Below are 13,417 nucleotides of genomic sequence, written 5' to 3'. Positions count from 1 at the left end.
ATAGAGTAGAGAACGATGAAAGCGAACGAACTGCGGGAAATGAGCGACGATCAATTGGAAGCGACCTTGAAGGACGCGGCCGAATCGATCTTTCGCTTAAGGATGCAGGCTCAGACCGAACGACTAGACGCTCCCACCGAGTTGCTTCGTCGCCGTCGCCTGATCGCCCGTATTAAAACGATTCAAAACGAACGAACTCGATCCGCCGCATCGGCGAGCTAGTGTTCGGGTCGTCAACCATTCAGCTTCGGAATTAGATACGATGCCCAAAAAAGTTTTGGCAGGGAAAGTGACCAGCGACAAGATGGATAAGACGCGTCGCGTCGAAATCACTCGTCGTTTGCGTCATCCGTTGTACGGAAAGTACTACTCCCGCCGCATGGTCTGTCATGTCCACGACGAGAACAACGAGTCGGGTATGGGCGACATGGTCGAAATTATCGAGAGCCGGCCGCTGTCGAAGACAAAGCGTTGGGCGCTCGTTCGTATCATTGAAAAGAGCCGAGACGTCGATGTCGCCGCCCTGAAAGCTGCCCGAGAGCAAGCGGCTGAAAATCTGGCGAGCGATTCGTAAGGCATAGCTGCCGCAAGCAAGCGGGTAGTAGGACGAAACAGTCATGATCCAACAAGAAACCAGACTTTCTGTCGCTGACAATACCGGCGCCAAGCAAGTGATGTGCATTAAGGTTCTGGGTGGAACGCGTAAGCGGACCGCTGGCCTAGGTGATGTCATCATTTGCTCGGTGAAGGAAGTGATTGCCGGCGCCGACGTAAAGAAAAAGGCGGTAGTGCGAGCCGTAATCGTACGCGTCAAAAAACCGACGCGTCGCGCTGACGGCAGCTACATCCGCTTTGATAGCAACGCGGTGGTGATCGTCGATAAAGACGGTAACCCACGTGGTACTCGCATCTTCGGAGCGGTTGCCCGTGAACTGCGAGAAAAGAAATTCATGCGTATCGTCAGCCTGGCAAACGAGGTGCTGTAATGCTTATTAAAGTGAATGATCGAGTTGAGATCATCTCCGGCGAACATCGCTCGAAGCCAGCCAAAGGCGCAGAATACGTACGCCAAGGTAAAGTGCTGAAGGTGCTTCCCTCGACTGGCAAGCTAGTCGTCGAAGGCATCAATAAAATGTACAAGCACGTGAAGCCTTCGCCACGCAATCCGCAAGGTGGTCGGCTGCTGCGAGAAGCTCCGATTCAGATGTCAAACGTTATGTACGTTTGTAACGCTTGCGGACAACGTTCGCGTTTGGGAGTCAAGCAGCTTGATTCCGGCGTTAAAGTTCGCTTCTGTAAGAAGTGTAACGCCGACCAGGGCGAAATCGCCCCGGCCCGGAAACCAGCTAGTTAGTCGTAAATTTATCCACTGATACATGTGCCTTCGCAGCCGCGAAGGGAAAGAGTAAACGATGAAACCCCGTTTACAAGAAAAGTTCGAGAACGAAGTGCTAGAAGCACTTGCGGAGAAGCTTGGTCGCACCAATCGACTGTCGCTTCCCCGGTTGCAGAAGATCGTCGTCAATATGGGCGTCGGTACTGCCGTCTCGGAAAAGAAGCACGTCGACGAGGCAGTCTCGGCGATGGCCGAATTTACTGGCCAGCGTCCGTTGATTTGTCGAGCTCGTAAAAGCATCGCAAACTTTCGCCTCCGCGAAGGAATGCCAATTGGGTGCAAGGTTACCTTGCGTCGCCAACGAATGTACGAATTTTTGGACCGCCTGATTTCCTTGGCTCTTCCACAGGTTCGCGACTTTCGCGGCATCAGCCCAAAATGCTTTGACGGCAATGGAAACTACACAATGGGCATCAGTGAACAACTGGTGTTCCCGGAATTGAACCCGGACAAGTACACGCGTCCGCAAGGAATGGACATTACTTTCGTCTGTTCGACGAAGAGTGATGAAGAATCTCTGGAGCTGTTATCGCTCTTGGGACTTCCGTTCTCGAAAGAAGCGAAGCGTAAAACCAAGAAGAAGTCGAAGCAAGGCGTTCGTCGCTAAGGTTTCGGAAATCGAAAAAGATATTTTCATCCACACAGGTAGAGTACCGTGGCGAGCAAATCCAAAATCGCAAAAGCGAAGCGGGAGCCTAAGTTCTCCTCGCGTAGCGAACGGCGTTGCAATCTGTGCGGCCGGCCGCGCGCCGTCTATCGCAAGTTTGGGGTCTGCCGTATTTGCATCCGCAAATTGGCCGACCGCGGCTTGATTCCTGGACTCCGCAAGGCGAGCTGGTAAAGGGGACCCATAGACGATGATGACTGACCCGATCGCCGACATGCTAACACGTATCCGCAATGCGGTTCGCGTTGAACACCCGCACGTCGAAATGCCTTCTTCGAAGGTCAAACAAGGTGTGGCTGACGTGCTGAAGCGCGAAGGCTACATTTGGGACTGGGAAGAGGTTGAGGCCGAACCGGCCAATCAAATCCGGCTCGAGTTAAAATATGGTCCGAACGGTGAACGCGTGATCCAAACGATCAAACGCGTTAGCAAGCCGGGGCGACGTATTTATACGAAGAGCCGCGACCTGCGACCCGTCCTCGACGGCCTAGGCATCAGTGTAATTAGCACGAGCCAAGGCGTAATAAGCGATCGCGAAGCCCGACAAAAGAATGTCGGCGGCGAAATTTTATGTGAGATTTGGTAAGCGACGCGCTGCCAACTTCAGGGTCACCCGTATTAGCGGGACCCACTGACGAAACAGGATTATCCTTCCGATGTCACGACTCGGCAAAAAACCAGTTGCGATTCCCGAGAAAGTAACCATCTCGGTTACCGATCGCGTAATCAACGTAGAAGGCCCGTTGGGTAAGCTCTCTTATGAGCATCGTCCCGAGGTGTCCGTTACGGTCAATTCCGATAACAACGATGTTGTTGTCGCAGCTGTTGGCGATTCGCGCGAATCGAAGGCCTTCCATGGTCTGACCCGCGCCTTGGTCGCTAATATGCTTGAAGGCGTCTCCAAAGGTTACGAGAAGCGTCTCGAAATCGTGGGCGTCGGCTATTTGGCCGCAATCGCAGGGGACGTTCTGCAAATGCGGGTAGGTTACGCCAACGAGATCCATAAAAAGATCCCGACCGATTTGACAGTAACCTGTCCGGATCAGACTCATATTCTGGTTAAAGGAATTGATAAGCAGCGCGTTGGGCAGTTCGCCGCCGAATGCCGCTCGGCACGCAAGCCAGAGCCTTACAAGGGCAAAGGCGTGCGATACCAAGGCGAGCAAATCAAGTTGAAGCCTGGTAAGGCTGCTTCCAAATAATTAACGCGTTTATGATCGCATGGCCTGCCGCAGGGCTTGGTCCCAGCGAGGAGAGAAACGTAGCGTGAATCACGAAAAATTCATTAATAAGCAACGACTTCGTCGTCGTCGTCACAATCGAAAAAAAGTCCGCGGAACGGCTGAACGCCCCCGCTTGTCTGTGTTTCGTAGTAACATGCACATCTACTGTCAGCTGATTGACGATGAGCGTGGCGTGACGTTGGCTTCGGCTTCGACTCGTGACACCGAACTGCGAAGCGACGCAGCAGGCGGTAACTGTGATGCAGCCGCTTCGGTTGGCAAAGCAATCGCTGGCCGTGCTGCGGCCGCCGGTGTCACACAAGTCTGCTTTGATCGCGGACATTTTCGATACATTGGTCGCTTAGCAGCGCTGGCCGACGCCGCGCGTGAAGCTGGCCTGCAGTTCTAACAATTCAGATACAGATCGACTCCCTGAGTGATTCTCAGGCGATAAGGAGCCAATCGTGGCGAAAGACAATCGACGCGGCGGAGATAGCAAAGGTGGCCGTCAAAGCGCCTTTGTAGAAAAGGTCGTCAAGATCAAGCGTTGTGCCGCCGTGGTCAAAGGTGGTCGCCGATTTAGCTTCGCCGCCATGGTTGTCTGTGGCGACGGTAAAGGCAAAGTCGGTTGCGGGTACGGTAAGGCGAATGAAGTTCCGCCGAGCGTCGAAAAAGCGGTAAAGCAAGCCGAACGCTCACTAGCGGCTGTCAATATCGTCAACGGCTCAATCCCTCACAAGGTGATTGGTCGTTATGGCGCCGCGAAGGTAGTGATGGTTCCGGCTCGTCCTGGTACCGGTATCATTGCTGGTGCTTCGGTTCGCGCGGTCTGTGAAGCTGTAGGAATCCACGACGTACTAACCAAAAGCTTCGGCTCGACCAACCCGGTCATTCTGGTGAAAGCCACGATCGAAGGTCTGAAGCAGTTGCGCACTCGAGACGACATTCAACGCCTGCGAGGAGTCGCCCTCTAATGGAATTCAACGAAGTTCACAGCGGTATCCAAAAGAACCGCAAACGTAAGCGGATTGGTCGCGGACCAGGCTCAGGCCATGGCAAGACCTCCGGTCGCGGTCATAAGGGCGCCAAAAGTCGTGCCGGTTACTCTCGCAATCCGATCTTCCAGGGCGGTACCATGCCGCTTGTGCGTCGGGTTCCGAAACGGGGCTTCTTTAACAAGTTCGCTCTGACGGTCGCCGCGATCAACATATCGGATCTTGAACGCGAGTTCAGCGCCGGCGAAGAAGTCACGCTGGAAGCTCTGCGGACCAAAGGCCTGGCCAAGCGTCGTTATGACGAGATCAAGGTTCTTGGTAACGGCGACTTAACGAAGAAGTTGACGGTGTCAGCACATCGTTTTAGTGCTTCCGCCAAAGAGAAAATTGAAGCTGTTGGCGGCTCGTGCGTGATCATCCCAGGTAAAGTGCCTGTGGAAGATAAAAAGAAAGCGGCTCGCGAAGCGAAAAAGAAGTAACCTATCGCCGATGCGAGTCGGCGACGTATACTGCTGTCTTTCATTGCAATTGCATCGCACGGAACTACGGCGGAAAACGCATTTTCCCGATCATGGTTCCGTTGAAATGGATACGGAACCATGTGGGAAAAGATCCGCGTCATATTCACTGTTCCGGAACTTCGCAAGCGAATTCTGCTCACCCTCTTTTTGCTCGCGATTTATCGCGTTGGGTGGCAGATTACTTTGCCGATGGTCGACGCAGAAGCGATCGCCCGGCAAAGTGCTGAGCAGAACGACACTTTTTCGCAGTTTTTGCAACAAGTGTCGGTGTTCAGCGCAAGCAGTCTTCAACAGATGACGATTTTCGGTCTAGGGATCATGCCGTATATTTCGGCATCGATTATCTTCCAGCTGCTAGGGACGGTTTATAAACCGATTGAAGACCTGCAGAAGGAAGGAGAAACTGGCCGGAAAAAGATCAATGAGTATACGCGTTATGCAACCGTGGTGCTCTGTCTCATCCAAAGCTTTGTCTACGTACGAATGATGCTGTTGCCCGACGCAGGCGGAGACACCATCGTTAACTCTGCGTTCTGGACAAGTCCAGACAATCCAACGCTCACCTTAGGCTGGCAATTTGTCGCGGTCATGATCATGACCTGCGGCACGATCTTCCTGATGTGGCTGGGCGAACAGATCGACGAGTACGGGATTGGCAACGGGATTAGTCTTTTGATTATGGCTGGTATCGTCGCCCAAATGCCGATGGCCGGGCTCGACCTCTTGCAGAACTCGACGTTTGAGCTGAACAATTTCTCTCCAGAGAAATACGGGTTAGAAACCATCATCACCCTGGTGGTCCTATTTGTTGCAGTAGTCGGGGGCGTGGTCTTCATTACGCAGGCTCAACGCAAGATCCCAACTCAGAGCGCCAAGCATGTTCGTGGTCGTAAGGTTTACGGCGGCACCAAGCAGTTCCTGCCGCTACGCATCAATCAGGCAGGCGTGATGCCGATCATCTTCGCCAGCAGCTTGTTGATGTTTCCGCAGATCCTCTTCCAAGGGCTCGCAAGCTGGACTGGGAACTCGCTCTATGATGAACTGGCTCGGAGCTTTGGCTCGGGCTCTTCGTTCCTCTACAATTTCTGCTACATCGTGATGATTTACTTCTTCTGCTACTTCTGGACTGCGATCACCTTCAATCCGAAAGATGTCTCCGACAATCTGCGTAACTTCGGTTCGTTCATCCCGGGCTATCGTCCAGGTCGTCGAACTGCGGAATATTTGGAAAAAGTGATGGTTCGCATTACTTATGTTGGCGCCAGCTTTCTGGTTGTGATTGCAATTATTCCGACGCTAATCTCTTCTGGGATGGGCGTTAGTCCGATGGTTGCAAGTTTCTACGGCGGCACCGGGCTCCTTATCGCGGTGAGCGTCGCATTTGATCTCGTGCAAAAGATTGACAGTCACCTTGTCATGAGAAACTATAAGGGCTTGTTGGAAGCGTGATTTGGGGCTTTGCGGCTTCGGCCGGGCCCTGTTAACCGCCTTCCTATTACGCCGCGCCTTGCCCGGCCTGCCATCGAGTCGATCACGTCAATGATGCAATAATGCGGTTAATCTTTATTGGACCTCCTGGCGTTGGCAAAGGCACCCAGTCTCAGAACTTGGTCGAATACTTAAATATCCCTCACGTTGCTACGGGGGATATGTTACGAGACGCCAAGCGACGCGGGACCGAACTGGGGAAGCTTGCATCCCTACACATGGATCATGGCCAGTTGGTGCCCGATCCGATTGTGGTGCAAATTGTGGGTGAGCGACTGGATCGCTCTGATTGTCAGCGTGGTTGTCTACTGGATGGTTTCCCACGAACCATCGGTCAGGCGATGGCGCTGGATGATTATCTGCATCAGCAAAACAAAGATCTCAACCTTGTGCTGACTCTGGACGTCAACCAAGAAGAGCTATTTCGTCGGTTGCTGGATCGCTCGGTGAAGGAAGGTCGTGTTGACGATACGCCGGATACGATCCGCAAACGAATGCGGATCTATTTTGATCGAACTTCGCCGCTGCTTGATTACTACGAGCAAAAAGGAATCCTCCGTCATGTTGACGGCATGGGAACACCGGCTGAAGTTTTCGCGCGAATCAAGGCCATTGTTGACGGCGTTGGTGATAGCCAGGATGCTGGCAGCGCCTAATTAGCACAGCGTTTCTTCAATCCGTCTCGGCTTCTTCATGTCTGCAATTACTCTGAAATCTGCCCGCGAGATCGCTTTGATGCGAACCGCAGGGCTTGTGGTCTGGGAAGCTCATCAGGCCGCCGCAGCGGTTATTCAACCCGGCGTCACAACTGCCGAGATCGACGCAGCCGTGGAGAGCGTCTTCGTCAAGCATGACGCGATCCCGCTTTTCAAGGGGGTTCCGGGCGTCATTCCTTTTCCGGCGGCTACCTGCGTCTCGATCAACCATGAAGTGGTCCACGGAATGCCGGGCTCTCGACAGTTGGTTGAAGGAGACATCGTCAGTATCGATACTGGTTGCAAAGTCAACGGTTGGTGCGGCGATGCGGCGGTGACGCGTGCGGTTGGTAAGGTTTCGCCGGTCGCGGCGAAACTGCTTGAGATCACGCAAGGCGCTCTGCAGATCGCGATCGAGCAGATGTCGCAAAAAAGTCGCTGGAGCGAAGTTGCTCGCGAGATGCAGGAGTATGTGGAAGCGGCTAATTTTTCGGTAGTGACTGAATTTGTAGGACACGGCATTGGCCGCGAGATGCACGAGTCTCCCCAAGTGCCGAACTACTTCTCGAAGCGGTTCCAGAAAGAGGGAGACTTCCCGCTGAGGACCGGCCTGGTGTTGGCGGTCGAGCCGATGGTCAATGTCGGCAAACGAGAAGCCAAAGTAACCAAAGATCACTGGACCGTCGTTACTTGTGATGGTTCGCTAAGCGCCCACTTTGAGCATACTTTGGCGCTGACTTCGGATGGGGTTGAGGTTCTTACTGGCCCGCCGAGCTAACTTGTGATGGCGATTCATCGAGTCGCATCGCCGAGTCTACGCGACAGGTTTGCGGCCGATAAAGTAGTAATACGGCGTGCGGACGAGCGGCAGATAGGGGACTTTGGCTCGGCATTCTTCGAGCGTGATCGTTTCAAATTGCCGCTGCAGATAGGGCAAATGGTCGGCCGATGGATGGACGTTGTCGGACGAAAACCAGACCGGCCAAAAGTTGCGATTGAACCAGCCGTGTTGCGTTCGGCCTTCGTGCGGATACTTTCGCGAAACATAGAAGTCGACGACGCCGATCACGCCGCCAGGCTTCAGGATGCGCAGCGCGTTATCCATCGCGGCGAACCAATCGGGGATCATCGTCAGCGAGTACGAAAACGTGACGACGTCGGCCAGTCCTTCTTCAGGAGTGAACTTGGTCGCGTCGGCTTCTACGGTCTTGGCCGCCGCATCCCAGCCGCGAGCTTTGATCCGCTCGTCGCAAACTTTGAGTAATGACGAGGCGAGATCTACGACGTAAACGCTCTTCATCTTGGGGATGTCATCCCCGCGATATTCAAGGTTCGATCCGGTCCCTCCGCCCATATCGACCCAGACGCCTCCCGCGGGCAGCTCGAGCGCTGCGTACATCTCCTGGCGCCCCTTGAGCAGGCGTTTGCGGAAGTCGTCGTACGCTTCGGCCTGACCGCCGTAGAAGCTTTCTAGCCGTTCGGCATGGCTTGCGCCGCGAACCGGTTTGACCGCCAGGTGATACAGAACTTTGAGGTCGGAGGCGATGCCCATGGCGCTACGTCAAAAAGGCTGTACGATCGCTCCAAAATGGCGGAACGATCGTGCTGGGGAAATGAAGAGAACAGAGTTCTAGGCGGCAAGATCCGCAATGCGGAAGACGCCGTACGTGTGAACTCGGTCCTTCAAATGAAGGCTATCCGCGGTTTCGTGGTGGTATTGCAAGAGTTCGCCCACTTCCCGTTTCTGGCCGTCGACGGTTACCTGAATATCGTTCACAAATTGCGTGTCCATTCCGCCGCTGCGCCACAGGATGCGGGCGCCATGTTCGCGGGTCGTATCCAAAATCGCTTGCCATTCCGAGACGAGGTATGGATGCAGCGAACCAGTCAGCCAATCCATGTGGTCCAGCAAAACCAGCCGGTGAATCGGCGTGCCGTCATGCTTTCGCAGGAAATGCTCGACAGAGTCGGTGTGCGTGCTGACGCGATGGATCACATCGTCTTTCAGCCGCTGGAAGTTTTCGGGCTTCAGGTACTCTGGACAGCATTTGGCCGTATATTCGCCGGTGATATAGACTCGCCAGAAATAGTTATCCTGGATCGGCAGTTCGGCAAAGACGGCCCGCATGTTCTCTTGGACGAAATCGACGATGCCGTTTTCGTAATGTTGCTCTAGGTACTCGCGTTGGGCGCGGGGGACGCCGACCAGCGACCAGGTCGTATCGCGGCTCATCGCAAACTTCAGCGACTTGGTCCAGAGGCGTTTGTGCACTCTTTCGTAGATCTCTTTTTGTTCTTCGATGTTGGCCGCGTCCAGCAGCTCTAGCACCTGCGGCTTCAGACGTAACACCCGATCGATGTAGATGTTCATCATGCGGGCGAACGAGCCCGAGGTTCCGCGGAAGTAGAAGCTTCGCTTTTTACGGGGGCGGAAGTAGCGGATCTTGCGATTCCAGTACGACTGCGACCATTCTGGCAACGCATGCCGCAGCTTTCGTTCGTAAACGTCCTGGAAGTTCGGCAAGCGGCCCGTGCCAAACATCTGGAAGAAATCTTCATACTCCAGCTCGCGAATTGCCGCCTTTTTCAGGTCCAGCAGCGCGTTCTGGCGTGGGTTCATATCGACCGCATAGACATGGTTGGCGCCTGCCAACGCATAGTCCAGCGCGTTGCACCCAGCCGACGTGATGACCATCACGTTATGGTGCGGCTCCAGCTCGAGAGCAACGCGATCAAGTCGCGGATCTTCCCAGCAAGTGTTGTAAACAAGGTTATTTTGATGGACCAGGTTAAAAACGCGTCCCCGGACCCAATTCAAGAGCGCCATGATTTTTTCCGTGCGAGATGCCGCCCAATCCGCCGATTGCAGCTACCGCCGGTGCGGTAGAAGTTCCCTAAAGATGGGAATGGCGCTTCAAAATGTCGACCTAATTCTAGCGGAGAGCGGACGGCGATCACAAGCCGCAGGACGCCGCAAACCGCCTAGAATTCCCGCTTGTTACGCAACATTTACTTGAAGATTGCGGGGATCTGCTGGCTAGGCAATTCGATTGCTGTTCGAATTAGCGGGGAGCTGTCTCAATCATGCCGCTCAGAACTCCAATCTGGGCGAGTCCAAAACCAATCAACGCGAGCCCCAACAAGCACGAGAATACTCCGATCAGCATGGCGAAAATGCCGGTGATCTCAAAGCCGGGAGCTAACGGCAGCCCCGATTTGGTGAACCCTTTGAATCCAATACCGAGAGCGGCGCAGCCAAGCAAAATTGTTAACATAAGAAGGGCTCGTAAGGTGAAAGTTGCAGTCCTCTCACAATAACGATCCCCCCGCTGTCGAGGAAGTACTTTTGGGGGTTACATTCGTGATAACGCTAGCAGTCGATTGTTTTCCCTGAACGTGCAGCTTTTCCTGCTCGTGACCGATGCAAGATAATGTCGTTTTCCTATTTTAGGGGCGACCTACAATAAAAGCAGGACGCGGTATTGAGCTCGGGCAGGGCAGGCCACGGAAATTCAGTATGGAATCGGTCAAAGCTACCACGAATCGCCGCTTGCGAATCCACGGGGGCTCGGCGCCTCTAGCGACGCCGCGACCGGTGGTTGCCGCCGTGGGGCTGCGTAGGGTGATGTTTATTGCCGGCGCCATCTTCTTTTTGACGCTTGGAATCTTGGGAGCGATCTTGCCGGTCCTTCCCTGCACGCCGTTTCTGCTGTTGGCCAGTTACTTCGCCGCGCGCAGCTCGCCCCGGCTGAATGCGGCGATCCTTCGCAGTCGTCTGATCGGCCCGATTTTGCGCGACTGGAACGAGCACCGCGGAGTCCGCCGCAACGTTAAAATCAAAGCGATGCTGCTGGTCGGAATTTGCGTCACGCTGACCCTGTTGCTGATGCAACCGGCGCCTCTGGTCATGGCGGCGATCGCGTGCCTCTCCACGATCGGCATCCTCGTGGTGGCGAAACTGCCAGAGATTAGGTTGTAGTTTTCGCCGCGCCCGGACTCTGGTGAAATGTCGAATGTCGAAATCGGAATGTCGAAGGAATGACGAAGCTTGAAGAACTAAGCTCGAATAACGAAGTTCCTCAATGGAGATTGGGCCTGCATTCCTTCCCCAGCAGGACAGCGGACTGGACCGTGTTACTTTTTTTGTATGTCTCCAATCTTCGTAGCCCGAATGCGCGAGCGAGGGAAATGTGGGTGTAATTAAATGACTAATGTCGAAATCCTAATGTCTAATAAAGAGTGATTTGGTGATCCACCGGACCGGACTCGGCGTCATTTTTTTCAGAGCGACTGGACTGTGGACTGGACCGGACCGTGTTACTTTTTTGCATGTCTCCAATTCTTCATAGCCCGAATGCGCGAGCGAGGGAAATGTGGGTGTAAGTAAATGACTAATGTCGAAATCCTAATGTCTAATAAAGAGTGAATTGGTGATCCACCGGACCGGACTCGGCGTCATTTTTTTCTGAGCGACTGGACTGTGGACTGAGGTTGTGAGTTTATCCAACGCCGTCACCATCGCCTTTCGCCTCGCGGGCGTTTTTCGTTTTTTAGCGGCTGGTTGGGCGCTCGATTTTCGGTTGCTATTTTCTGGAGTGGATGGCGGCGGTCCGTTCGGGGCGGGTCGCTTGGTTCCGCTCTGCTTGGGTCTCCTTTTTAGGCCGGTTTTAGGATTCCCAGACTCAGCATCCTCATGAAGTTGTAGGTGATGACGTACCATAGCGTCGCCGTTTTCACTTTTTTTAGGCTGCGAACCCGAAACTGCTGCAGGCCCCGGTTGCGGCATTCGGCGTTGGGGAATTCAGCGATCGAGGGGCGTTGTTTTAGCCGGGCCTGAGCCTCTTCCGTTTTCATTCGTTCGCGGAACGCGGCCATTTCGTTGTTGTCCTCTTTGCGGCGTGCGTACGGGTCGCCCCCTCGCTTTTCGATCTGCTCGACATAAGTCATCGGAGCCGTCACTTGACTGCCGGCTTGCTCGACCGCCGTGATTCCTCCCCGGGTCGCGAACCCGCCGTCGACGATGTAATGCTGGGGAGTTTTGTCATAACGCTCGCAGAGGTTTTCATGCATCGGCTGCATCTGATGACCATCGCTGCCGTTGTTGCTAACGTCGACGCCAACGATCAGACGCGTCTCGGCATCGGTCGCGAATTGCACGTTATAAGCCGGACGAAATCCGCCACCGCCCATCTTCATGTTGCGTGCTTCCGGGTCGGTCGTACTGCAACGCGCCTCTTTGCGCTTCTTTTTATTCTGCTGATCTTTTTGTTTCTGCAGTTCCGGCAATTCTTCCAAGGCTTTGTTCACCCGGTCCAAAAGTTCGCGCGCCGCCCGCTCTTGCGCCGCCTTGCGGCGAGCGTCGCTAACGCCGTTATCCGAATTGTCGTCGCTTTCGTCACGCAACTTTTTTACTTGCGCTGCCGCTTCTTCGCGGCATTTTTCCAGCGTCTGCTGACGAAAGAACGAGCTGGTGCCGGCGCTGGCCCGCACTCGCATGCCGTCTTGAGCAACCGTTTCCAGCGTGACAATATTCTGGTGCAGCAGCGTCGCAATCGTGTCGGTCAACAGTTCATCGAGGAACTCGCCATGCATCGTACGAAAGTCTGCCAGCAGGTGATAATTGACGCCGACATCGCCGCAAATCCACAAGTAAGCCAAGTCGCGCGTACACAGTCGCGCCACATGTCGAGCGCTGCTGATCCCTTCAATAATCGCGAACATCCACAACGCCATCAAGATTTTTGGATCAACGGCATCGCGTCCGGCCGATCCTTCGACGACGCGAATCTTCTGATATAGCGGCGTCAGATCGAGCGAATCGACATACGCCCAAACCGCCCGGACGCGATGATCCCGCGGAATCATCTGATCCAACGAAGCATCCCGAAACTGAACTTGAAACCGCTCCGGCCGCTTCACGCGCACCCGAGAAACGTCTGGTTGTGAGTTTGAATTATCCATCCCCCCGTTTTAGCGCCGCGATTTTGTGTCGCCAAGCGGGGTTGGAAAAAATCACAGCCTCACTGGACTGGACCGTGTTACTTTTTTTGTATGTCTCCAATTCTTCGTAGCCCGAATGCGCGAGCGAGGGAAAATCGCTTGCAAGTCAACGACGACGCACGAAAACCGCACATCGTCGCTAGGGATTTTCTGAGTCAGTCATTGGTCCTTAGACATTCGCCCCGATGGGACAGGACCGAGCTCGAAGGCCAGGACAGAGGCCCGGACCGGACAGCAGCGTTTTTTTGTCGTGGACGTTTCTGATCCGAATCTGACCACCATTGTCCGCGGCGGATCTGCAACCAACGCGTTGCATTTGCTCGGTCAATCGCGACCTCTCCCCAGGTGCGCACCTTTAGCGCCCGGCCGATTTGCCGTACCTCCAACTCAAAAACCAGCCAGCGCAGCAGACTAACCTCTCGCGAAGTTGCC

19 protein-coding genes are annotated in these 13,417 nt (G+C 54.4%); 15 read left to right on the top strand and 4 right to left on the bottom strand.

Annotated features, from left to right (window positions below):
* The first annotated feature begins 15 nt into the window (after positions 1 to 15).
* From rpmC to map, 14 genes are all read left to right on the top strand, one after another.
* On the top strand, positions 16 to 222 hold the full coding sequence (rpmC, locus tag SH421x_RS23360; protein ID WP_488852429.1) for a 50S ribosomal protein L29: 207 nt from the start codon (positions 16 to 18) through the stop codon (positions 220 to 222).
* Between the two features lie 40 nt (positions 223 to 262).
* Positions 263 to 574, top strand: a complete 312-nt coding sequence (rpsQ, locus tag SH421x_RS23355; RefSeq protein WP_488852428.1) for a 30S ribosomal protein S17 — start codon at positions 263 to 265, stop codon at positions 572 to 574.
* Positions 575 to 617: 43 nt separating this feature from the next.
* Positions 618 to 986, top strand: a complete 369-nt coding sequence (gene rplN, locus SH421x_RS23350; protein ID WP_002655464.1) for a 50S ribosomal protein L14 — start codon at positions 618 to 620, stop codon at positions 984 to 986.
* On the top strand, positions 986 to 1,354 hold the full coding sequence (rplX, locus tag SH421x_RS23345) for a 50S ribosomal protein L24 (RefSeq protein ID WP_488852427.1): 369 nt from the start codon (positions 986 to 988) through the stop codon (positions 1,352 to 1,354). The genes rplN and rplX overlap by 1 nt, the downstream gene beginning before the upstream one ends.
* A gap of 58 nt (positions 1,355 to 1,412) precedes the next feature.
* A complete protein-coding gene (gene rplE, locus SH421x_RS23340; protein ID WP_488852426.1) occupies positions 1,413 to 2,003 on the top strand; it encodes a 50S ribosomal protein L5 in 591 nt (196 codons plus the stop codon).
* 48 nt (positions 2,004 to 2,051) lie between these two features.
* Positions 2,052 to 2,237 (top strand): type Z 30S ribosomal protein S14, encoded by a 186-nt coding sequence (locus SH421x_RS23335; RefSeq protein ID WP_002655461.1) that lies wholly within the window; start codon positions 2,052 to 2,054, stop codon positions 2,235 to 2,237.
* Between the two features lie 16 nt (positions 2,238 to 2,253).
* Positions 2,254 to 2,649, top strand: a complete 396-nt coding sequence (gene rpsH, locus SH421x_RS23330; protein WP_488852425.1) for a 30S ribosomal protein S8 — start codon at positions 2,254 to 2,256, stop codon at positions 2,647 to 2,649.
* 70 nt (positions 2,650 to 2,719) lie between these two features.
* The gene (rplF, locus tag SH421x_RS23325) at positions 2,720 to 3,265 is read left to right on the top strand and encodes a 50S ribosomal protein L6 (RefSeq protein ID WP_488852424.1); all 546 of its coding nucleotides are present in this window, start codon (positions 2,720 to 2,722) and stop codon (positions 3,263 to 3,265) included.
* A 64-nt stretch (positions 3,266 to 3,329) separates the two neighbouring features.
* On the top strand, positions 3,330 to 3,695 hold the full coding sequence (gene rplR / locus SH421x_RS23320; RefSeq protein ID WP_488852423.1) for a 50S ribosomal protein L18: 366 nt from the start codon (positions 3,330 to 3,332) through the stop codon (positions 3,693 to 3,695).
* 55 nt (positions 3,696 to 3,750) lie between these two features.
* Positions 3,751 to 4,260, top strand: a complete 510-nt coding sequence (gene rpsE, locus SH421x_RS23315; protein ID WP_488852422.1) for a 30S ribosomal protein S5 — start codon at positions 3,751 to 3,753, stop codon at positions 4,258 to 4,260.
* Positions 4,260 to 4,760: a 50S ribosomal protein L15 gene (gene rplO, locus SH421x_RS23310; RefSeq protein ID WP_488852420.1), complete on the top strand. Its 501-nt coding sequence runs from the start codon at positions 4,260 to 4,262 to the stop codon at positions 4,758 to 4,760. The genes rpsE and rplO overlap by 1 nt, the downstream gene beginning before the upstream one ends.
* Positions 4,761 to 4,880: 120 nt before the next feature.
* Complete coding sequence (secY, locus tag SH421x_RS23305) at positions 4,881 to 6,251, top strand: preprotein translocase subunit SecY (RefSeq protein WP_488852419.1); 1,371 nt, start codon at positions 4,881 to 4,883, stop codon at positions 6,249 to 6,251.
* Positions 6,252 to 6,352: 101 nt separating this feature from the next.
* Positions 6,353 to 6,946, top strand: a complete 594-nt coding sequence (locus SH421x_RS23300; RefSeq protein ID WP_488852418.1) for an adenylate kinase — start codon at positions 6,353 to 6,355, stop codon at positions 6,944 to 6,946.
* Positions 6,947 to 6,983: 37 nt separating this feature from the next.
* The gene (gene map, locus SH421x_RS23295) at positions 6,984 to 7,763 is read left to right on the top strand and encodes a type I methionyl aminopeptidase (RefSeq protein WP_488852417.1); all 780 of its coding nucleotides are present in this window, start codon (positions 6,984 to 6,986) and stop codon (positions 7,761 to 7,763) included.
* 36 nt (positions 7,764 to 7,799) lie between these two features.
* On the opposite strand, the gene SH421x_RS23290 is transcribed toward map, so the two are convergent.
* From SH421x_RS23290 to SH421x_RS23280, 3 genes are all read right to left on the bottom strand, one after another.
* Complete coding sequence (locus SH421x_RS23290; protein ID WP_488852416.1) at positions 7,800 to 8,537, bottom strand: class I SAM-dependent methyltransferase; 738 nt, start codon at positions 8,535 to 8,537, stop codon at positions 7,800 to 7,802.
* A 78-nt stretch (positions 8,538 to 8,615) separates the two neighbouring features.
* Positions 8,616 to 9,812, bottom strand: coding sequence for a BtaA family protein (locus tag SH421x_RS23285; RefSeq protein ID WP_488852415.1), 1,197 nt, complete (start codon positions 9,810 to 9,812; stop codon positions 8,616 to 8,618).
* Positions 9,813 to 10,047: 235 nt separating this feature from the next.
* Positions 10,048 to 10,260 carry a hypothetical protein gene (locus SH421x_RS23280; protein ID WP_488852414.1) on the bottom strand — a complete coding sequence of 71 codons (213 nt, stop codon included), beginning with the start codon at positions 10,258 to 10,260 and terminating at the stop codon, positions 10,048 to 10,050.
* Between the two features lie 242 nt (positions 10,261 to 10,502).
* On the opposite strand from SH421x_RS23280, the gene SH421x_RS23275 reads away from it, so the two are divergent.
* Complete coding sequence (locus SH421x_RS23275) at positions 10,503 to 10,964, top strand: YbaN family protein (protein ID WP_488852413.1); 462 nt, start codon at positions 10,503 to 10,505, stop codon at positions 10,962 to 10,964.
* A 677-nt stretch (positions 10,965 to 11,641) separates the two neighbouring features.
* Here SH421x_RS23275 and SH421x_RS23270 read toward each other — a convergent pair.
* Positions 11,642 to 12,946, bottom strand: coding sequence for an IS1182 family transposase (locus SH421x_RS23270; protein WP_488851338.1), 1,305 nt, complete (start codon positions 12,944 to 12,946; stop codon positions 11,642 to 11,644).
* Between the last annotated feature and the right edge of the window lie 471 nt (positions 12,947 to 13,417).

The sequence above is a fragment of the Blastopirellula sp. SH421 genome (assembly GCF_057808535.1).
Note: the sequence above shows the minus strand (reverse complement) of the source record. Positions and strands in the feature narration are given on the sequence as shown.

Coding starts and splice junctions, on each gene's coding strand:
- rpmC (WP_488852429.1), top strand. CDS start 16: ATGAAAGCGAACGAACTGCGGGAAATGAGCGACGATCAATTGGAAGCG.
- rpsQ (WP_488852428.1), top strand. CDS start 263: ATGCCCAAAAAAGTTTTGGCAGGGAAAGTGACCAGCGACAAGATGGAT.
- rplN (WP_002655464.1), top strand. CDS start 618: ATGATCCAACAAGAAACCAGACTTTCTGTCGCTGACAATACCGGCGCC.
- rplX (WP_488852427.1), top strand. CDS start 986: ATGCTTATTAAAGTGAATGATCGAGTTGAGATCATCTCCGGCGAACAT.
- rplE (WP_488852426.1), top strand. CDS start 1,413: ATGAAACCCCGTTTACAAGAAAAGTTCGAGAACGAAGTGCTAGAAGCA.
- rpsH (WP_488852425.1), top strand. CDS start 2,254: ATGATGACTGACCCGATCGCCGACATGCTAACACGTATCCGCAATGCG.
- rplF (WP_488852424.1), top strand. CDS start 2,720: ATGTCACGACTCGGCAAAAAACCAGTTGCGATTCCCGAGAAAGTAACC.
- rplO (WP_488852420.1), top strand. CDS start 4,260: ATGGAATTCAACGAAGTTCACAGCGGTATCCAAAAGAACCGCAAACGT.
- secY (WP_488852419.1), top strand. CDS start 4,881: ATGTGGGAAAAGATCCGCGTCATATTCACTGTTCCGGAACTTCGCAAG.
- SH421x_RS23300 (WP_488852418.1), top strand. CDS start 6,353: ATGCGGTTAATCTTTATTGGACCTCCTGGCGTTGGCAAAGGCACCCAG.
- map (WP_488852417.1), top strand. CDS start 6,984: ATGTCTGCAATTACTCTGAAATCTGCCCGCGAGATCGCTTTGATGCGA.
- SH421x_RS23290 (WP_488852416.1), bottom strand. CDS start 8,537: ATGGGCATCGCCTCCGACCTCAAAGTTCTGTATCACCTGGCGGTCAAA.
- SH421x_RS23285 (WP_488852415.1), bottom strand. CDS start 9,812: ATGGCGCTCTTGAATTGGGTCCGGGGACGCGTTTTTAACCTGGTCCAT.
- SH421x_RS23280 (WP_488852414.1), bottom strand. CDS start 10,260: ATGTTAACAATTTTGCTTGGCTGCGCCGCTCTCGGTATTGGATTCAAA.
- SH421x_RS23275 (WP_488852413.1), top strand. CDS start 10,503: ATGGAATCGGTCAAAGCTACCACGAATCGCCGCTTGCGAATCCACGGG.
- SH421x_RS23270 (WP_488851338.1), bottom strand. CDS start 12,946: ATGGATAATTCAAACTCACAACCAGACGTTTCTCGGGTGCGCGTGAAG.